The following is a 20,173-nucleotide window of genomic DNA, read 5'->3' on the forward strand; positions in this document are numbered from 1 at the left end:
TCAGACAGTTTTTTACTCCACTGGAATCCACATCTCCGTATATTCTACACCAGCATCTCCTCTGTTTTCCAAAGCAAGAATGCGAAGAAAAGGCGGTGCGATGATTTTCAGATGATTGGCTTCGATAAAGTCATATATCGGCTTGATAGAAGAATAATCGATATTGGTGTAGTCCATTCCTATGATATGCACACATCGTCTAGGCGGGATAATTTCAAATTCCGTCATTGGGAAACCCGGCTTTTTACTGATTCCCTCATAGTCTGACGCGGCCACAATATAATTGCAGATTTTTTGTCTTTGGGTACGGTCGATAAAGCAGTTATACAGTTCCATATCGTCATAGCGCTCGCTGTCAATCAGAATCCCCAGCAGCGGCAACGTGGAAAGCTCCAGCTTTTCAAAAGCGTCCATCGTTTCTTTCATGGTCGTTTTGATGTCCTTGATGATAAAGGCGGGAGATTGTTCCATCGTGACTATGCCATATCTTTCCGCACAGTCTTTCAGCTTCGCCTTATACCCTTTGATCATCCGCCTTTGATTTTCCAGCTGTCTGATCTGCGCTTCAATTTCACGTTCTGTTTCGCTGACCACTTCCAGGGATTCTTCCAGTGATACATTGGAGGCCATTTTTTTAATATTTTCAATGGAAATGCCGAGACTACGCAGTCTCATGATATAATCCATAGAGATAAATTCTTCTTTGTTATAGGTGCGATAGTTGTTGTCGCCCTTTTTTTCTGGTTTCAGCACGCCCTTTCTGTCATAGAACCTGACGGTATCCACCGAAACACCGTAAAATTTCGCGACTTCTCCCACTTTGTAGTTGTCCAGCTTGTATTTCATAGCGGCACCTTCCGTCATCTAAATGTTATAAGGTATAATTGTGATATAATAGTTCCATGATCTCACGGCGTTGCCGCAATGTAGGAACTATTGAATCATGTGCTACGATTTAATTTTCAAGGGAATGCACATGATATAATGAACGCACGATCCTACAGCTTCGCTGCATGGAAGCGTTCATTGAATCATGACGTTCGATTCCATTTTTAGAGGAATCGTCATGATATAACAAATATAGCATTTTTGAGACGAAATGGCAAAGGTTGAAAGGAATCGCAGTCAAGGTCTTCTGCTGATTTTATTAAACTCAGTTTGAATCATTTCCAGTTCTTCTGGTTTGGTCATCAGTTCAATGGCCGTTAAGACAAAACCCTTGATAAACAACAATCCTCTTTCAATGGCTCTGTCGCTGGCTGCCGCTTCCGCGAACGCAGCAGTGTGAGGGCCGCCGACAGCCTTATCTATCATCGCAAAGGTGTTTTGTATCGCAGGGCAGCGATAGCTGACATCGCCCAAATCCGAAGAAGCTGGCAACGGAGTTGATGATGGCGGCAGCAGGTCCAGCCCCAGAGCCTTCATCTGCCTGGCATTGATCCCAGATAAAGCGAGATTGCTGTTGGTATCCAGAAACTTTCCGCCTCCAGGACCGATTTCTACCGTGCAGCCAGTCCCCATGGCTGCCGCATCTGCACAATGCAGAACTTTCTGGCAGAGGTCTTCCAAATAGTCAATCTTTGCCGCTCTCGCCTCAATGATCGCTTCGCTGTAATCGGGAATAATATTGGGCGCTTCGCCGCCTTTGGTGATAATGCCGTGAATGCGGGCGTCCTCCTGGGTCTGCTGCCTCAGCGCGTTAATCATGTTGAAAAAGTTGATAACCGCATCCAATGCATTGACTCCCTCATGAGGGGCCGCCGCGGCATGGGCCGTTTTCCCGTGAAAGCTGACCTTGTAGGAGTCAATCGCCAGGGTGTTCATGGATTCTGCATCCATATGGGAAGGATGACTCATCATGGCGACATCCATATCATCAAATGCCCCTGCATCCGCCATGATTACTTTTCCTCCGATGGACTCTTCTGCCGGCGTTCCAAACACGTGAATCTCTCCGCCGTACATATCGGCAAATTCTCTCATGGCGATGCCAGATCCTACCGCAATCATCGCGATTAAATTGTGACCGCAGCCATGGCCCAGGCCCGGCAGAGCGTCGTATTCCGCCAGCATCGCGATTTTCGGTCCTGGCTTTCCGCTTTTATAAGAAGCCTTGTAGGCAGTGTCCATGCCACAGTATTTTTCTTCTATGATAAACCCGTATTTTTTAAGCAGCTGGACCTGTAATGCGCAGGCCTCAAATTCTTCTAATCCAAGCTCTGGATTCCCATGTATCGCCAAAGTCAAGTCACGCAGTTCCTGACTCAGTCCTTCTACGATTTCGTCGATTCTATGCTGCATCTTCCTGATCTCCTTCCTGATTTTCTTTCATCTCAACTTTTATAATCCCTTTTTTGTACATGATCTTGGTGATGGCATACAACAGCGGAATACAGCCGATAATGATGAAACCCTGGTACAACTCATAATATTCCGGGATGATATACAAATACAGGGCGGCAGCGATAATGAAAGGAATGATCAGCGCCTTCAGATGGCCGTGGAAGACAGTGCCGCCTCCTGCGTTTTTGCTGAAGATGGAGAGCATCAGACAGCCAAATAAAGCCGGCAAGACATATTGCGTTGCCGTAGTCACCTGCGGCAGTTCCAAAATCGGTTTCAGCGGCGTCAAAAGCAACGCCCCGACGGCGATAATGATCATAGTCGTAAGGGATGACACAGCTACAGCTACACCGGAAACCGCATCTGCTTCCTGGGTTCCCTGTTTGACATCCGCAATCTTAAGGGCGTTAAGCACTGCTGGCAGTTTCAGGTTCATGATGTTCCCTGTGATGCTGGACAGGTAAAAAGAAGTACCCATGACAGGTGTATCGGCAATCAGTTCCGCAATCGCTGCTGGAATAAAAATTGCCAGTAATCCTCCAGAAGCCAAAAGAACATCAGAAACCTTTGGCATAATTCCATAAACCATGCAGACCACAAAGGGCACGCCGCAGAACACGATCAAGGTGATAAAGGTCATCCACTTGCCCAACCTGTGCATACCGTCATAGTAAGCTTTAGCATCCACGTTATTATTCATTTTTATTTCCTCCCTTATATCTAAAATAGGCTGTCAAAGAAGATCGACGCTGCCATGGCGCCAATCAGGCTGATTGCCAAAGTGAAATTCCCCAGCCATTTCATATTGGTCTTTTCCACGATGAGGCTGACCAGAATACCCAAACATGCGCTGGTAATCAAGGTGAGCAGGCTGGCACCGCCTCCTGCAATCATCGGTACGATCATAATTAAAAACAGAGCATTCATAAAGACAGACTGAGAAAGCACGCCCCATTTCTTGTCATTGCCGCCCAGCTTCTTGAGGCCGAGATGGACTTTCTTGCACATAAAGATGTTGAAAACGTTTCCGATAGTAATGCCCAGGCACATCGCCCACATGACCAGACCAAAAGCGTACCCGGTGGCATTGCTCAGATCCAGCCCCAAAGAGGACAGTGCCATATTAGAAGCCATCAGTTCATAAGTCACCGATCCCAGTACGGAAAGTCTGAACCAGGAATAGGGCAGGCCGATGACTGCCGCCAGGGAAATCAACCCAGCAATGATGGCAATAGACGGTACGATGGAAAAAGAAATAGAGGATTTGATAATGCCCTTCATCTTTTCTTTTGACACGCCACAGGCAATGGCATGGTTATAGCTCTTCCGCAGATAGAGAACAGATATGGCAACCACTGTCAAAAGCCCCACGGCTACACAGGCGTATAAGACGCCGCTTTGAGAGATTTCTTTAAAACTCATAATAATTCCAACCTTTCATGATTTCTGATTTTTTCGTTAATTCAAGATTAAATCTTTGTCCTAGTCAAAGGTCAAGAGCAAAAAAGCAAAAAATTCAGCCATTATCTGGCTGAATTTTGCGTAAATTCTCTGTTATTTTCTTTTTCGCAGGGACTCCCTCCGCTCTATTTCATCAAAACCTTTGACCACATCCAAGGTTTTGAAGGTCTAATCTTCCTCGATGAAATACCAGCATTCGTAGTAATCTGCACAGTAAACGCCCTTGCTTTTGGCCAGCAGGGTTCTATTCAGAACTTTTCCAGTTAGCTTAAAATAATGTTTTTTTGCATATTCCTCGATTCTATAGTGAAAATCATACTCCTGCTCAGGCAGCGCTTTGATGATGGTGCGGATGCCCAGTTTCGACGGTACAACGATATAATCCTCATAGGGGAAGTCGTCACATTTCGTTACCCCCCTGTCGTCCTCCTTGCTGATATAATAGTCTGCGACAGATGCCCTGGTTCCGATTGCTCTAGTCATTCTCATCCTTTCCGGAGAAAAAACATTGTTTCCATAAACGGTCAGCATGGGAAGGGTATCCAGATTGAGTCGTTGAAGAGATTCGTTAGCAGCGGCAATACCGTCCTTGACATCTCGTAAAATAAATACCGGGCTTTCACAAATCGTAATCTTGTCCAGATGATTCTCGATCGCCTCTACAGATACCAGCAGTTTTTCTGTTTTCATCTTTAAGTTCAAGAGTCTCTCAACTTCCTCTTCAATCTGCTCTATTTTATGCAGACAGTATTTACGAGTTTCTTTGATGCTGAAATCTCCTGTTATTTTTTTGATGTCGGTCAGCGGAATCTCCAGCGTTCTAAGCTTGACGATAAAATCCATCATGATCATATCATCTCTGCTGTAGATGCGATAGTTATTCTCGTCGTTTTTCTGTGAAAGGAGGACGCCTTTTCTGTCGTACAGCCTTATGGTGTCCGTTGAGACCCCATAAAATTTAGCAAGATCGCCTATCGTATAGTTATCAGCTTTTATTTTCATGGTTTCACCTATTTACATGCAGAAAATATCTTTGTTCTTCCAGAATCTTTCATCCTCTTCCAATTGGGCCTGTACTTTTTCGGGATCTCTCTCCGCCAGGCAATTGACGATGACGTTGATCATGGCAATGTTGGCTGCATTGGTGTAGTCGATAGCCACCCCCTTGACTGGCGACAGAAGCGTATAATCGCAGGCACAGGCAAGAGGATTTGTGGCGTTGTCAGTAATCGCTACTGTCTTTGCCCCTTGCTTTCGCGCATATTCCGCTGCGGCGACAACCTCCTTTACGATTCTCTGGCTGCTGAACGCCACTAACACATCGTCCTTGCCGATGTTGGTGAATTCAATTTTTTTAGATAGTCCAACTCCTTTTACCTTCCGGCGCTTCATCCCCAGTCTGCCCAGATAATAAAAGAGGGCGTCGACAGCCACCTCACTGCCGAACATGGCGACCATGTATACCGTGTCACTCTTCTCTATGGCGCTGACGACTTTGTTCAGCACCTTCTTATCCAACAGGGTTTCCATGTTGGAGATGTTTTGTACATCCTGTGTGATGGACGCTTTGACAATATTGCCGCCGCCTCCTTCCAGAAAATGTCTGTACATATCTTTCGGAAAGGTCATTCTCTGATAACGGTCGCGCAGCTCTTTTTTAAAGTCTGCAAACTTTTCGTACCCCAGTTTTTGAATCAGCCTGGTAATAAATGTCGCCGAAACATCATATCGTTCCGCTAGCCCAATTCCGTTAAGAAATGCAGTCTTCTCAATATCTCTGGTGATCTTTTCGATGATGGTGCGCTCTTTTTTCGTCAGATTTGCCTGTTGCATCCTCTCAGTAATACTGCTCATAGTGCAATCCTCCTGCGTCAGTAATTTACATCCTCGGCAATATAACAGGAAAGTCCTCTCTGAGAAAACAACTTCTGCATCTCTTGCAGTTCTTCATCACTTGGAGCCTCAGCATCTCTATAGTCATAATGCTCCCCCAGCTGGCTCCACTTAGAATCGCCCATACGATGAAAAGGGAGGAGGTTGATTTCCTGCAGTTTTGTCTCTTCCATAAAGTCTATTGCTTTTTGGATATTATCCTTACTGTCATTATACCCCTTAATCACCGGAATTCGCAATATGAATCTTCCCTGCCACTCTGACTGTGCAAGGGCTTTGATATTTGACAATATTAATTGGTTGGAGACGCCGGTCTGTGCTCTGTGCATCGTTTCATCCATATGTTTGATGTCTATAAAAGCAAAGTCAACATATGACATCGCTTCTAAGAAAAACGAAGGTTCCACAAAGGCGGTAGTCTCTACAGCCGTGTGGATACGCGCCTCCTTACATCTCTTCAAAACGTCGAGGATAAACGCCTTCTGCATCAAAGGTTCCCCGCCGGAAAAGGTGACACCGCCGCCGACCCAGTAATTGCGGTCGCGCGCAAGAATTTCCATCAGCTGCTCAGGCAGATACCAATTGCCAGAAAGCCGCAGCGCTTCTTTAAAACAACTCTGTGTACAGAAAAAATCCCCACAGCTTTCGCAAAGGGCTCTGTCGATGACAATTCCTTCGTCAGCCTTGCCGATTGCATTCCTGCTGCAAGCTTCAATACAACGCCGACAGTCTTCCTGGTCAGCGCGGCATTTCTGTCTGCTGTACATCAGCCGCTGCCTGACCTTCCAGCCTTCCGGATTTGCACACCACCTGCATTGAAGCGGACAACCGCTTAAAAAAACGGTCGTCCTGCTCCCTGGACCATCGTGGACAGAAAAACCCTGTATATCAAAAACCAGACCTTTCCTGTCATCCATCGCATTTCTCCACATAGCTTTCACAGGTCTTGGCAATCATTTCCCCGGAAATCCAATAAGGAGCACCTAAACCTTTGCAAATACCCATATCCGCTTCCTCACCCGCTTCATAGTGAGAGCAGAACTTGCATTTTGGTTTTTTGACAAAGCGAGGGCACCCATCCCCATCAAAAGGGACAAACTGCTCATCGAGGAGACACAGCCCCTTCATCACATCCACACTTTCACAGTTCAGACAGTCATTGTGCTTGCATTTTTCCATAGTCTTACACTCCTTCATATTCCGTACGAGCGATAACCTCATCCTGAATCGGTTTTCCGATTTCAACCCAATACTGGGTGAAGCCTGCCACGCGCACCATCAAGTCTCTGTAATTTTCCGGCGCTTCCTGGGCCTTATGCAGTGTCTTGTTGTCGACCACGTTAAACTGGATATGAAAGCCGCCCCTTCTCAAGTAAGCCTGCGCCAAGTCAGCCAAATGTTTTGTACCGACGTCACCTTTAATCGCGTTCGGATGAATCTTCAAGTTCATCTGCGAGTTCTGAGACTGGCTGTGATCCCAACCGGTAGCCGACTCGAAGAGGGCGTAAGGGCCGTTTTTATCAGTACCCGGGAAGGCTGACATGGAGGCGTCGGCAAAGGTGGTCTCTGACAACCGCCCGTCCGGCGTGGCCATACATCCCGAACCAAGGAGGCCATGGCTGGATACAGAAATCTGACAAGCGTACATCTTCTTACCGAAGAGAGACTCGAACTTTCTCGCCGCACTGCAGATCCAGTCCTCGTAATCGTAAAGAATGGCGTTGGTGTAATCGTCGTCATTGCCGTACTTATTCACAGCCAGACAGTCACCCAGAATCTGATCGTATTTGGTACCGTCCGGTTTCCGCTTCTGCTCTGTGATGGATGCATTGTTATCCTCCGTTTCCGACGGCTCATAATATCCGAAGTTATCTTTGAGGGCCTGTTTCATCTCTTCCAAGCTGTATTTCTTATCTTCATAAACCAGCTTTTTTAAGGCGGCCAGGGAATTGACCATATTGATGGTTCCTGTGGTTTCAATATTATAGGTAGCATTGTAGCGGAAACCCATATCCCCAGCGTGATGGCCTTTCTCCAGGCAATCCGGTTTCAGCGTCGACTGCCAGATTGGAATATTGACCTTTCGCCAGATATCGTGCTGAATATTGCAGCACTTTCTCTGTACCTCGATGATGTACTCGTAATACGCCTGGTACTGCGCCCAGAGTTCTTCATAGGTTTCAAGGGTTTTGTTGTGCGGCGGCAGAATCTGCAGGTCGTTTTTGAGATCCTTTCCGTTGAACAAGGTCAGCATCAAAACCTTTGGGTTGGAGATAAAGTGTACGCCAAGAGAGGTGGAGTTGCTGGCGCCTACAGGAATCTCATAAGTTTTCCCGTTCAGTGTCAACTCTTTCCAGCATCCCGGTGCTGTCTCCAGACAGCCGCCGATGGAAAAGGCCCTGGCTTCTTCTACGGTCATCCCTTCATCCCCGTACTGCTGCATTAGAAAGTCTGTAGCGACTCGGTTGTTCATCCAGGCCGGATATCCTGTGCCGGTCTTCACCACTTCTGCACACTTGAGAACAAACTGCTCCGGCAGCCGCTCATCCCACAGCACACTTAAAGTCGGCTGCGGAGACGGCAGCCTCTTTCCCGCCTCAAGAATCAGTTCTTCCAATCTGTTGCAGGCAGGCAGGCCCTTTCTCGTCAGACCTCCCACGCACAGGTTGTTAAAGGTGTTGCCCATGAGCACGCTGTTGGAGCCAGAACTTACGAAGAGATCGATTGCCGTGAATTTCACCCGCTGCAGCTCCAGCAGTTCCAGGACTTCGTCCTCTGTGATTCTCCCCGCTTCGATATCCTGCTCGTACCAAGGCCAGAGAACCTGACCCAGCCTGCCCGGCGCTACACCAGAGGCTACTTCTTCATTCTGCAGCCCCAGATGGGTAAAGTAGGTTAGCTGCAGGGCTTCTCTGAAGGTTCTCGGCGGATGGTGGGCCACCCACCTGCAGATGTCGGCAATCTGCTGGTATTCCGCTTTCTGCTGCTCTGCTTCGGTCAAAGGAATCCTGCGCTCTGCCTCTTTTGCGTAGTTTTCAATCCACTTGCTGATACCTTTGGTCAGAATAGCGACGGACTCGTAGAAGTAGAGACGATCCATGCCGGTCAGACCGTCTCCGTCGGCATTGCCTGCAACTTCTTTCGCTCTTCCCTCGCAGAATGCAATGATGCCATCCAAGCCGTACTGGAGCGGATAGTAATAACTGACTACATCACGTCCTACGGGAACGGTATAGGCAGAATCTGCTCTGGAGGTAAGGGTTCGTTTCAGATTGTTTTTGACGTCAAACTCCGGCACCCACTTGCTGTGCCGTTCACCGATTTCTTCTACCGTCTTGCCCGACCAAAACTCTGTAATCTTGTTGAGCACCGGTACTTCCTTTGCCCGCAGGCCGAACTTGCCAGCCAGAGAGATGATACCCGGCTGATCCTCCGTCACGTTGCCTCCGCCCATACCGATCTTTGCTTTGGCATCCACCGCATTACTGGCCATAGCATCTTCTTTGTATTTTCCATAAAGCTCGCTGCTCTTTGATACGAAAAAGGACTGGATCAGCCACGGCATAGGGAAGGTTCCCCGCAGATAACCGGTCTTTGCGCCCACCAGCAGCTCACCGGGATAGATGACAGGCGTATCGTGCTCAAAGGCGCAGGCAAGAGCCTTCGCCCGCCGTACGAGAGGAAGCTCTCCTTCCTCCTGGTTGTATTTTCTTGTATACCAATAAGTCCATTCCATGGAAGTGGAGGCCATGGAATGATAATACATATCCATGAGTTTTACCGCTCTTTCCGTCGGCATATAATCTTCTTTGCTCATATTTTTCCCTCCTAATATCTTTTCTTCTTTAAAATAACGATTCCGACTGCCAGGGCTGCAGCCAATAACAGTGCATATATGATAAACGCCAGAGTATAACTGCCGTTGATGTCGTAAATCAAGCCGGAAAGCGGCGGTGCGACTGCCGGTCCCAGAAAGATAAAAAACGTGACCAGACCGTAAATGCTGGCGTAATCTTTCGGACCAAAGGTGAAGATCGTGATCATCGGGCAAAGCACAAAGGTCGCAGCCAAAGTACAGCCGAATACCACGACTGACAAATAGACAATTGCCTGATTTTTAGCAAGCTCCATCAGCAATATTCCAATTATGGATACTATTACCATTATAACATAATTTTTTCTTGTTCCAAGGTGATCGTCGAGAAATCCAAAGAGCACCTTGCAGAGAGCCATGGACAGACTGATCAGACTGACAAATACCGCTGCCTTTCCCGGGCTGTAGCCGATATCTGTAAAATAGGCCTGCGCCTGGGAAAAAACGCCTTGACAGCTGGCGCTCAGAGCAAAAGCGATAAAACATACACCCCACAGCGTTGGCGTTTTTACAGCCTCGCTTCGCATGATGCCCTCTGGCTCTGCGTAGCTGACTGCATCGCCCTCCTCTGCCGCCAGTTCAGATCCAAGCGCTCTCATTCCAATGTCTTCCGGTTTATATCTGTACAAAAAGATCATCGGCAGCAGGCATAAAATGGAGAAAAGGCCTAGCCAGCGGTATGCCGCCTGATACCCAAGTGCCACGATCAGCTTGCTGGCAATAGGGTTAAACAACATGCTGCCGACGCCCGAGCCGGTAGAGGCGATGCCAATGGCAGTTCCCTTGCTCAGGTGGAACCAGTTGTTCATGATGACACTGACGGCAATCATGCCGGATAAAGTAGAACCGATACCGATACCCAATCCCAGTACATAAAACAAGGTAATACTTTTGGCCCAGGACAGGCAGATCCAGCCAAGAGCCATGAATACCGCTCCGCCCAGGGTGACGATTCGCGGACTGAACTTGGTATAGATCTTACCGACGAAGGGGCTGAGGGCCATGGAGGATACGGAAACAAAAGTGATGTATAGGGAAAACTGCCCGCGGGTCACACCCAAGGCTTCTGTCACTGGTTTTAGAAACTGGCTCGCCGAATTGATCACGATGCCTGTGCCGCCCATGAGCATCAGAAGGCTTGCGCCGCAGAGCAGCCAGCCATAGAATACTTTTTTATTCTTCATAACGTTTCCTATCTACTAGCATATAGTGTCTGGCACCGCTGTATTTGCAATGCCAGACACTGTTCATCTTCACTATAATTTTTATTTGCATTCTCTAAGCAACGTGTTGATCCTGCTGTACCATCGGGAATTTGTTCTTATCCCTCGCACTGAATGCAGCTATGGTGACACCTGATACTACATAGGCTGCGAACAATCCCATGTCAGCATTGAAACCGAAGATGCCCAATCCGGCCAGGAAGCAGATGATTCCCACGATAGCACCAGTAATCATGCCGGCATAACAGCCTTTTGGCGTTGCCCCTTTGGACAGCACCGCACAGTATAGCGGAATAATCACACTGCCCATATACGGATAGTTGAATAGAATGATTGCGTCCAAGATATTCGTCAGTTTAAAGGTGATCAGTACACCTAGAATACTGGCGATGATAATCGTCCACGTTGCAATGGTTTTGCTGTGTGGAAGATCCTCCAGCTTTGACTCCGGATGGAGCACCTTGTTGTACAAGTCCTTTGAAAAGGATGCGCCCATGCTCAACAGCAGGCAGTTGCCTGATGACATTGCCGCTGCCAAAACAGCAGTGATGACAATCGCACCCATAATCGGGCCGAGAATTTCGCCTACGGTATAGGCAAAGATTCCGTCGCTTCCAACGTTCGGGAACAGAATACGTCCTGCAGCTCCCACAGTCGAAGCAAGCGTGCCGATGACGATGGTGATAACGCCGCCCCAGACGCAGCCCCATTTTGCGGTCTGCCAATCTTTTGACGACTGGTATCTTAAGAATGCATCATAAGATACTGCGATAGATACTAACATCGGTGAAATCATGTAAACGAACTTGGTAAACATTCCGCTCGGAATGAACGGGGTCACGTAGACCGCTTCAAACGGTGAAACACCGGCTTTGGTCAGTGCCACTAAGGCCGTAATTGCGGCGACTGGCACGCCGACCATCATGATGATGACCTGTACGGTATCGCCCACCACGACGGACCACATACCGCCCATGGAGCTGTAAATCAGGATGACCCCTGCGCATACAACGACGCCTAACCAGAACGGAATGCCGAAGGCGGATAAAATACTTCCGCATGCGAGGAGCTGTGCTACAAAGATTCCCAGCATGGAAGGGACGTTGCTGAACCACGCCCATGCGCGGACCAGTTTTTTGTTGCCATAACGAAGTTCAAAATAATCCATCGGAACGACTGCTTCTGCCGCCCTCATCTTTGCTGCGATAAACAGACCTGAGAAAATGCATCCCAGACCGCATCCCAGCGCATAATACATGCCCGGCCATACGCCAGAGTCCGCACCTGTAGTGGCGCCTCCGACAACTACACCTGATCCAATTTGTACTGCTGCAATTGTGCAGGCTGTCATCAGTAGTCCTAATTTTCTACCAGCTACTAGATAGTCATTTACTTTTTTTGCTCTTCTTTTTGCCCAGAAACCGATTCCAAGAAGCACTAACAGATAAATTGCAGCTACTACGAGTATGTAATTTTTATGTTCCATTTTCTTCTCCTCTCGTATCATAACAATAACTGCTTTGATTCTCTGTTCTAAAACCTATTTGCTGGACTACACCTCGTGCCCTGCAAATACGTCCTTGACCCTCTTTGCTAAACCCGGCACCTGGAAAGTCGGTACTGCACTGATGGCAAAACGGATTGCTTTCGCAAGGGGGATAACAAAGATGTTGTCTTCTGCAAGTTTTTCAGCAAGTGCTGCTGAATCCTTTGCCGGTAATGTGATGAAGAAACCAGATTTGTAAGGCAGAATGTTAAGTCCGACCTCCGCAGCCTCTTTTACAAAGATAGCCGCTCGTTTTTCGAGCATTACCTTGTACTGCAGGCGTTCTTCATCAATTTCTTTTTTCAGCGCCGGGTCCTTTACAATTTCTGCAAGTAACCGCTGTGCGCCCCGTGAGCCGTTTGACCAGGTCGCCCTATTGGAATAGGTATTCACCTGTTCGAACTCATCGGCAATGTGCTTTGCTGAAGTCAGACACGCCAGGGCGCCTGACCGCATTCCGTAAATCAGGAAGGACTTTGACATACTGTAAGCGATGGCGACGAGAATGTTCTCCGGCATATCCTCGAAAGCCTTCATAAAGGTCCGCAGCTCGTCGGGATCTCCGGCGTAGTCTATATAGGCCATATCCCAAATGACGATGATCCTTTTACGCTCGTCTTTGGCGCACTCTTTATAAAAGTCCATGATTTCCTGCCAGTCTTCGTCAGTCATGGTATAACCGGACGGGTTATGGGCAGGTGTGTTGAAAATGGTCATGATGCTGTCCTGGGTTTCGAGAAGTTTCCTCGCTTTCTCTTTCAAGTCCTTCAGAGTAAAATCTCCCTTTTCATCGAACATCTGATAGAGTTCCCACTTTTTTTCGACCTCAGTTGCAATTTCCCTATAAGGACCCCAATGCCATTCCGGAATCAGAAAGGTCTCTCCCTTTTCTACATAATTGAAGATCATATGGTGAATGCCGCCTGTTCCTCCCGGTGTCGCCACGGCAGAAGTAAAAGTGCGCTCCGGCTGATGTCCCTGAAAGATGCATTCTGTTGCAGCATCGAGGAATTCGCGCAGTCCTTCTATGGGCGCGTAATCCATCAGCTCGTTGCCGGGAAGATTCCGATAGATCTTTTCTACGCCCTTCAGCGTTAGAAAGTCGCCATTGTCATCTTTCAAGACGCCCAAGGTGGCGTCCACTACTTTTTCTTTTCCATATTTTGCGATTGCCACTTTTCCTTTGCCAGCGGAACTGAAGCTGGCATCCGGTTTACCTTTCCCGGTTGCGTGGGAAGCGGTCATTGTCTTTACTGCCATTTTTCACCCTCCTAATCGGTGTATTTTACGATCAAAGCGTCTACTGCGCAGACGCCCTCACCCTCTGGGTATACGAATACAGGGTTAAGGTCCATCTCTTTGACTTCATCCTTATGCTTGTATGCGTAGTCTGCAATTTTTACCATCATATCTGTCAAGGCATCAATGTCGCACGGCTTTGATCCGCGATAACCAGTGAGCATCTTGAAGGATTTCAGCTCCTTGAGCATATTCAGCGCCTCGTTCTTGGATAATGGTGCCGGATAAAGTGCTGCATCCTTGAATACTTCTACAAACACGCCGCCCAGGCCCACCAGGAGCATCGGGCCAAACTGCTTGTCGTTGGTCACACCGATGATGATTTCTACGCCAGCAGGTGCCATTTCCTGAACCAGAATTCCGTCCGTGGAAGCACCTGGCATCGACTTTGCAACATTGGCGTAAATCTCCTTGCTTGCTGCCAACGCCTCTTCCTCACTCATAATGTTGAGTTTTACACCGCCGGCGTCGGTCTTATGAAGAATTTCCGAGGAATTGATCTTCATGACCAGCGGAAAATTCATCACTTTCACTGCATCAATCAGTTCTTCATCCGTCCTGGCAATTGCCTGTGCGGGAACAGGAACACCGTTGGCCTTCATTTCCGCCTTGGAGTCGAATTCCGACAGAGCCATTGTCTTTTCACCGTGAACGGCCGGTACTGCACTTTCTAAGGTTCTTGCTTTGTAGTCATATTCTGAGAATTTCGCCAGCTTGGCAAGGGCCTGGAAAGAGGTTCCCATGGAGGACATCAGCGGTACGCCTGCATCTTCCAAAATCTTTCTCGACTCACGGAAACGGTAACCCTCTAAGGAAGGAATCGCCAGTACCGGTTTCTTTACACCTCTCGCTTTTGCCTTGGCAATAGCGCCGCACAGGGAAGCTGTCGTATCATCGAAGTCCTTTTTGATGTTGGTGCCGACGGTAATGGCGCCGACAGCCGGGTCGTCGTTGAGGGCCTTCAACAGGCCGATGGTCTTCTCGTCATCGCGGAAGAGAGAAGTAGTCGCATCCAATGGATTCTTTGCCTGGGCAAAATCCGGAATATATTTCTGCATTTCCGCTTTGGTCTCTTCCGAAATTTCTGCCAACTCTACGCCCATTTCCTCGGCAATATCTGCGCTGAGCGTGCTTTCACCGCCAGAGAAACTGATGACTGCGTATTCTTTTTTGGTCGGAAAGGTGCCGTCCAGTACGCTGACGGTCTGTGCCAGACACATGAATTCCTCCAAAGTATCCGCCACAATCACACCGTATTTCTCAAAGATACTCATGTAGGATTTGTTGGAACCAGCCATGCTGCCTGTATGAGAGGCTGCTGAGATGGCTCCCTTGACTGACCTTCCCGATTTGAGGATGATGACCGGTTTTCTGATTTCTGCCGCCCTTTTCAGGGAAGAGATAAACCGCTCAGCGTCTCTCACGCCTTCCAGATAAATGGCCACCACTGATACACTTTCGTCTTCTATGACAAATTCCATGAAGTCTTCCAATGTCACGATATTTCCATTTCCAGAGGAGATTGCATAGGAGACGTTGAAAAAGTCAGTGTTCAGAATCTCTGCTGAAATAAATCCGCTCTGGGCGATGATGGCAATGCCATGGGAATCGTCGTCCAAGTCCCAGAAAGTATGGCCGCCCCACATGTTGACTTTATCCACGTTGTTGAGCATGCCGAAACAGTTGGGTCCCAGAACGCAGATATCATATTTGCGAGCGATTGCTTTCAGCTCTTCCTCCATCTGCTTTCCTTCCGCTGTGCCTTCTTCTGAAAAACCGCTGGCAAAGACCACGGCCGCGCCGATACCGCACCTGCCGGCTTCCTCTACCAGAGCGTTGACGGTCTTTGCGGGCGTACAGAGTACGGCACAATCCACAACCTCTGGCAGATCAGAAAGGGACGGATAACATTTCTTGCCAAACAGTTCCTCTCTTTTTGGATGGACAAAATAGGCACGATCTGCATTGCGGCTTCCCAATGCACCTTTTGCTGCTCCGCTGCCAAAGCCCGGCTTATCATTGACTCCCACAACGGCAATGCTTTTTGGCTTGATTAGCTTTTCTAAATTCATTTTTCGTTCCTCCGTCAAAGCCCCTGCTTACAGGCCGTGATAGCCTTCCATAAAGGCTGCTTCATTTGCTGCCGTGAATTTGCCTTTTCCTTTTTCTTCAAAGATTTTTTTCAGAGCAGCTTTTGCCTTTTCCTCCTCAAATAACCCGCATTTTTTAATCATGGCCCCGATGGCGACGATGTTTGCCGCTTTCGGGTTATTCACCTTGAGCGCCAATGTCATGCACGGAATCCTGACGGAATCATATTTATCATCGATTTCCACATCATCTGCCACATTGTCACTGTTTATAATGACTAAGCCGCCGTCCTTCATGTATTTCATGTATTCCAGAGATGGCTGGTTCATAGCTACGAGAATATCCATGTCTTCCATATCAGGACCGCCCAGAGGACCGTCTGAATATTTTACAACGCTGTATGCCTTGCCGCCTCGCATGGTAGGTCCATAAGCAGGCATCCAGGTAACATTCATACCCTCCTGCAGGGCCATTTCTGAAACGATTAATCCGGAAGTGAGAACTCCCTGTCCTCCGAAACCTGCAAATACTATTTCCATACTTATTTCCCTGTCCTTTCTCTCAATTCTCCAACCTGATAATACGGAAGAACTTCCTTTTCCATCCAGGCGATGGATTTTTCCAAGTTCATGCCCCAGTTGGTCGGACATGGTGCCAGCACCTCTACTAGTGAATATCCTTCGTTCTGCAGCTGCGCTTCGATTGCGTTCTTGACATATTTTTTCAGATTGTTTATTTCCTTTGCACTATGTACAGACCCTCTGGCTACATAAGCCACTTGGTCAAAGCCGGCAACAATTTCAGGCACTTTGATTGGAAAACCTGTCGTCTGTGGGTCTCTGCCTGCTTCGCTGGTGGTAGTCTTCTGTCCCGGCATGGTGGTCCAGGACATCTGGCCGCCAGTCATGGCGAAGTTGTTGTTGTTGACGACAAAAACGGTAATGTTGGTATTTCTATAAGCTGCGTTCAGTGTTTCAGCGAGACCGATAACATAGGCGTCGCCATCGCCCTGATAGGCAATGGATAAAATGTCTGGCCTTGCCACCTTGATACCCGTTGCCGTGCTGGCCCCTCTGCCGTGCGCCGTCTGTATTTTGTCTCCGTTCCAGCTGTGGTTCATATTGCAAGAACAGCCTACGCCGAGAGTAACAATGGTTTTGTCCTCGTACCCGTTCTCTTCAATTACCTCCGCAATCAGACGATTCAGGAGGCCATGCCCGCATCCTGCACAAAATGAGTTCGGAATGCTCACCATTTTTGGTGTTGTTAATACTGCCACTTAGAACACCTCCTTGATCTGTCCTGCTTTGATTCCTTCAAAGTATTCAATGATTTCTTTTGTCTTTGGAATATTCTGGCCTGAGAATAATCCATATACAGGTGCATTTCCGTGCCCCGTCTTCTTTGCTGTCAGAGCTACGTCTTCAATTAGCTGCCCTGCGTCAGTGGATTCTACGGATATCAGACCTTTGATATCTCCCTTAGCTTCTGCAAAGGCCTTTGCCGGGAACGGCCAGACGGTAATTGGTCTGATCAGTCCCACTTTCTCGCCCTTTGCTCTCAGCTGCTCTACTGCGTTTCTCGTCGTTCTTGATGGCAATCCGAAAGCTACAAATATGTACTCTGCATCCTCTACCATATAGCTCTCCCACTGCTGCTCATTTTCTTCCATGGTCTTGATCTTGTTTCTTACAAAGCCTGGCTTCTCTGGATTCTCAATTCTCCCATGCGGTCTGTTGGTGCCGTCAAAGGTCCAGCCCAGATCCTCCGTTCTCTCTTTAAATTCAGGGAATGCGACTGGTTCCATCATCTGCCCGAGTGCCGCTTCTGACATGATTTCTACTGGGTTCCTATATTTTTCTGCAACGTCAAATGCGTTGTACATCAAATCTACGGTTTCCTGGATACTGTTCGGTGCATAGACGATGACTCTGTAATCGCCGTTGCCTCCGCCTCTCGTATCTCTCAGATAATCTGTCTGCGCAGAATCAAGCGTCCCAAGTCCCGGACCCCAGCGCTGAACGTTGGCAAATACTGCCGGATAATTGTTGGCACACATATATGCGATACCTTCTTGTTTCAGGGAAAATCCCGGACCAGATGAGCTGGTCATGGATCGCATGCCGCAGGCATAAGAACCGAAGATCATATAGACTGCGGACATCTCATTTTCAGCCTGCAGGAACGTCCGTCCAAGTTCAGGCATTCTGCTGGATAGATATTCTCCCACTTCTGTCTGCGGTGTGATAGGGTATCCTGCATAAAACTGGCAGCCCGCTCTCAGCGCTGCCTCGGCAATGGCGTGATTGCCTTTCCACATTTTTTTCATGTCGTTCACCTCCAACACCTACTCAGCGATTTCAAATACATTATCCGGACAGACTGTATAGCAGATTCCGCACCGAATGCATTTGTCATCTTCAACAATAACGTAGTCGTAACCTTCCTTGTTCAGTGAGCCGGAAAGTTGCAGCGCTTTTTTCGGGCAAGAGATGATGCAGTAACTGCAGCTCTTGCACCTTTCGACGTTCAAGTTCAATGTCGCCATAGTTTTTTCCTCCCGCAATCTTAAATTATGTGATTATTACATTTCGAAATTGTGTTAAAAAAATTTCAAAAATAATATATTTTAGAAATATTAATTTCAAGTTCATTCTATGCTTCATTTTGATAATTGTCAAGCAAAAAAGAGAAGTTTTCATTATTTTATAAATTTTCTGTTATATTCCGGATACATTGCAATTGTTATGTTTTTAAAGAGAATACATTACCCATATTTAATTTTTCAGAAAAAATATTTTCACTATACAAAATTATCAGAAAGTTCTTTTTCTGCTATTTTATGAATTAAGTCCCTATAAATATGTCACCGTGCACAATTTTTTTCCGACGAAAATCTGCCATAAGTCTTTTCTCGTTGTCTACCCGCGCCAGACCTTTCCTTGTGTGGTGAAAAACCGTCACAAATTTCGTATAATGTATAATCGTACAGAAAATGTTTTTTCCTCTATTTCTCAAGAATTTGTGCTATATTCATACATGAACACCTTCCTCTGAAGGTATATTTATAAATGAAAACGAACTAAGAGGTGAAAGAAATGGCGAATGGTAAAAGACTCGTCGTGGAACCCGCATGGTGCAAAGGCTGCGGATACTGCGTCGAGTTCTGTCCAAAGAAAGTACTGGTATTAGAGCATGAAAAAATTGTAGTAAAAAACCCTGAAGGCTGCATCTGCTGCGGTTTATGTGAGCAGCGCTGTCCTGACTACGCGATCTGGGTAGAAAAGGAGGCGATGTAACATGGCAAACGAACAGAAGAGATTTCAATTGCTCCAAGGCAACGAAGCCTGTGTTGAAGGCGCCATCGCTGCCGGCATGAGATTTTATTCCGGATATCCAATCACACCCTCCACCGAAATTGCAGAGAGAAGCGCAGTAAGACTTCCTCAGGTAGGCGGTAAATTTATGCAGATGGAAGATGAAATTGCAGGAATTGCTGCTGCCCTCGGTGCATCAGTGGCAGGGATGAAGGCGATGACTGCTACTTCCGGTCCGGGATTCTCTCTCAAACAGGAAAATATCGGCTATGCAACCATTGCCGAAATTCCCATCGTTATCGTCGACGTCATGCGGTCCGGTCCTTCTACAGGGCTGCCAACATCCCCCTCTCAGGGCGACGTAATGCAGGCAAAATGGGGTACGCACGGTGACCATCCTGTCATTGCAATCTGTCCTTGTTCCGTTCAAGATACATACAACCAGACGGTCAGAGCCTTTAACCTGGCTGAACGGTTCAGAACTCCGGTTATCCTGCTGATGGATGAAATCGTCGGTCACATGAGAGAGGGCTGCGAATTGATTCCGACAGAGGAACTGGAGATTCACAACAGAAATACCAACATGATCAGTTCCATGCCTTATGCCTTCGGCGAGGGACAGTATGTGCCTCATATGACTTCCTTCGGCAAAGGCAACCTCTACAACATCACAGGGCTGTTCCACGATGCGGCAGGCTTTCCGACCAACGATAACAAAATCGCTGGCGAAGAAGGTTCAAGACTGATGGAAAAGATCAAAGTTTATAAATACAGCGGCATTCTGGAGTTTGAAGAAGAAGAGATGGAAGACGCTGAAATCGGCATCGTCTGCTACGGCGGTACGACCAGAGCCGTCCAGGGTGCAATCGAAATGGCGAGAGAAGAAGGCTACAAAGTCGGCATGTTCCGTCCGGTCACCCTTTGGCCTTTCCCAGAGCACGAGCTGGTAGAACGTGCAAAACAGCTGAAAAGGCTCATCGTCGTAGAACACAACTACGGTCAGGTCTTACTCACTGTGGAGGGAATTATCAAAGGCGATACGAAGGTTGAATTCATCGGCAAGGTCAACGGCACTACCATTTCCCCGAAAGAAATCTTCAGAAAAATAGTAGAGGAGGAAGAATAA

At 47.6% G+C, this 20,173-nt stretch carries 19 protein-coding genes; 2 read left to right on the forward strand and 17 right to left on the reverse strand.

Annotation, left to right across the window (positions count from 1 at the left end; all coding sequences use genetic code 11):
* Window positions 1–12: 12 nt before the first annotated feature.
* The 17 genes from ACMQ5W_RS06935 to ACMQ5W_RS07015 all read right to left on the reverse strand — a co-directional run bounded on the left by ACMQ5W_RS06935 (window position 13) and on the right by ACMQ5W_RS07015 (window position 18,278).
* Entirely contained in the window at window positions 13–846 is an 834-nt protein-coding gene (locus tag ACMQ5W_RS06935) for a MerR family transcriptional regulator (protein ID WP_419024451.1), read from the reverse strand.
* A gap of 279 nt (window positions 847–1,125) precedes the next feature.
* On the reverse strand, window positions 1,126–2,301 hold the full coding sequence (locus ACMQ5W_RS06940; protein ID WP_419024453.1) for a M20 family metallopeptidase: 1,176 nt from the start codon (window positions 2,299–2,301) through the stop codon (window positions 1,126–1,128).
* A complete protein-coding gene (locus ACMQ5W_RS06945) occupies window positions 2,291–3,043 on the reverse strand; it encodes a hypothetical protein (protein ID WP_148490586.1) in 753 nt (250 codons plus the stop codon). Before ACMQ5W_RS06945 ends, ACMQ5W_RS06940 begins: the two co-directional genes overlap by 11 nt.
* A gap of 20 nt (window positions 3,044–3,063) precedes the next feature.
* Window positions 3,064–3,765 (reverse strand): DUF5058 family protein, encoded by a 702-nt coding sequence (locus ACMQ5W_RS06950; protein ID WP_148490585.1) that lies wholly within the window; start codon window positions 3,763–3,765, stop codon window positions 3,064–3,066.
* A 207-nt stretch (window positions 3,766–3,972) separates the two neighbouring features.
* Window positions 3,973–4,806, reverse strand: a complete 834-nt coding sequence (locus ACMQ5W_RS06955; protein WP_419024455.1) for a MerR family transcriptional regulator — start codon at window positions 4,804–4,806, stop codon at window positions 3,973–3,975.
* A 12-nt stretch (window positions 4,807–4,818) separates the two neighbouring features.
* Complete coding sequence (locus tag ACMQ5W_RS06960; protein ID WP_148490583.1) at window positions 4,819–5,658, reverse strand: MurR/RpiR family transcriptional regulator; 840 nt, start codon at window positions 5,656–5,658, stop codon at window positions 4,819–4,821.
* A gap of 17 nt (window positions 5,659–5,675) precedes the next feature.
* On the reverse strand, window positions 5,676–6,614 hold the full coding sequence (hpdA, locus tag ACMQ5W_RS06965) for a 4-hydroxyphenylacetate decarboxylase activase (protein WP_419024457.1): 939 nt from the start codon (window positions 6,612–6,614) through the stop codon (window positions 5,676–5,678).
* Complete coding sequence (gene hpdC, locus ACMQ5W_RS06970; RefSeq protein ID WP_419024459.1) at window positions 6,607–6,876, reverse strand: 4-hydroxyphenylacetate decarboxylase small subunit; 270 nt, start codon at window positions 6,874–6,876, stop codon at window positions 6,607–6,609. The genes hpdA and hpdC overlap by 8 nt, the downstream gene beginning before the upstream one ends.
* A gap of 4 nt (window positions 6,877–6,880) precedes the next feature.
* The gene (hpdB, locus tag ACMQ5W_RS06975) at window positions 6,881–9,514 is read right to left on the reverse strand and encodes a 4-hydroxyphenylacetate decarboxylase large subunit (RefSeq protein ID WP_419024461.1); all 2,634 of its coding nucleotides are present in this window, start codon (window positions 9,512–9,514) and stop codon (window positions 6,881–6,883) included.
* An 11-nt stretch (window positions 9,515–9,525) separates the two neighbouring features.
* Window positions 9,526–10,755 carry an MFS transporter gene (locus ACMQ5W_RS06980; protein ID WP_419024463.1) on the reverse strand — a complete coding sequence of 410 codons (1,230 nt, stop codon included), beginning with the start codon at window positions 10,753–10,755 and terminating at the stop codon, window positions 9,526–9,528.
* A gap of 94 nt (window positions 10,756–10,849) precedes the next feature.
* Window positions 10,850–12,280 carry a sodium:solute symporter family protein gene (locus ACMQ5W_RS06985; RefSeq protein WP_419024465.1) on the reverse strand — a complete coding sequence of 477 codons (1,431 nt, stop codon included), beginning with the start codon at window positions 12,278–12,280 and terminating at the stop codon, window positions 10,850–10,852.
* A gap of 66 nt (window positions 12,281–12,346) precedes the next feature.
* Complete coding sequence (locus tag ACMQ5W_RS06990) at window positions 12,347–13,600, reverse strand: pyridoxal phosphate-dependent aminotransferase (RefSeq protein ID WP_419024467.1); 1,254 nt, start codon at window positions 13,598–13,600, stop codon at window positions 12,347–12,349.
* A gap of 11 nt (window positions 13,601–13,611) precedes the next feature.
* Window positions 13,612–15,711, reverse strand: coding sequence for an acetate--CoA ligase family protein (locus ACMQ5W_RS06995; protein ID WP_419024469.1), 2,100 nt, complete (start codon window positions 15,709–15,711; stop codon window positions 13,612–13,614).
* Between the two features lie 27 nt (window positions 15,712–15,738).
* Window positions 15,739–16,269, reverse strand: coding sequence for a 2-oxoacid:acceptor oxidoreductase family protein (locus tag ACMQ5W_RS07000; RefSeq protein ID WP_148490575.1), 531 nt, complete (start codon window positions 16,267–16,269; stop codon window positions 15,739–15,741).
* A gap of 2 nt (window positions 16,270–16,271) precedes the next feature.
* Window positions 16,272–17,009: a thiamine pyrophosphate-dependent enzyme gene (locus ACMQ5W_RS07005; protein WP_419024471.1), complete on the reverse strand. Its 738-nt coding sequence runs from the start codon at window positions 17,007–17,009 to the stop codon at window positions 16,272–16,274.
* Entirely contained in the window at window positions 17,010–18,059 is a 1,050-nt protein-coding gene (locus tag ACMQ5W_RS07010; RefSeq protein ID WP_148490574.1) for a 3-methyl-2-oxobutanoate dehydrogenase subunit beta, read from the reverse strand.
* 18 nt (window positions 18,060–18,077) lie between these two features.
* Window positions 18,078–18,278 carry a 4Fe-4S binding protein gene (locus tag ACMQ5W_RS07015; RefSeq protein ID WP_419024473.1) on the reverse strand — a complete coding sequence of 67 codons (201 nt, stop codon included), beginning with the start codon at window positions 18,276–18,278 and terminating at the stop codon, window positions 18,078–18,080.
* A gap of 550 nt (window positions 18,279–18,828) precedes the next feature.
* On the opposite strand from ACMQ5W_RS07015, the gene ACMQ5W_RS07020 reads away from it, so the two are divergent.
* Entirely contained in the window at window positions 18,829–19,029 is a 201-nt protein-coding gene (locus ACMQ5W_RS07020) for a 4Fe-4S dicluster domain-containing protein (RefSeq protein ID WP_148490572.1), read from the forward strand.
* Window position 19,030: 1 nt separating this feature from the next.
* A complete protein-coding gene (locus ACMQ5W_RS07025) occupies window positions 19,031–20,173 on the forward strand; it encodes a 2-oxoacid:acceptor oxidoreductase subunit alpha (protein ID WP_148490571.1) in 1,143 nt (380 codons plus the stop codon).

Origin of the sequence: Emergencia sp., assembly GCF_048465375.1 — a bacterium.
In the GTDB taxonomy this organism is placed as follows: Bacteria; Bacillota; Clostridia; order Peptostreptococcales; family Anaerovoracaceae; genus Senimuribacter.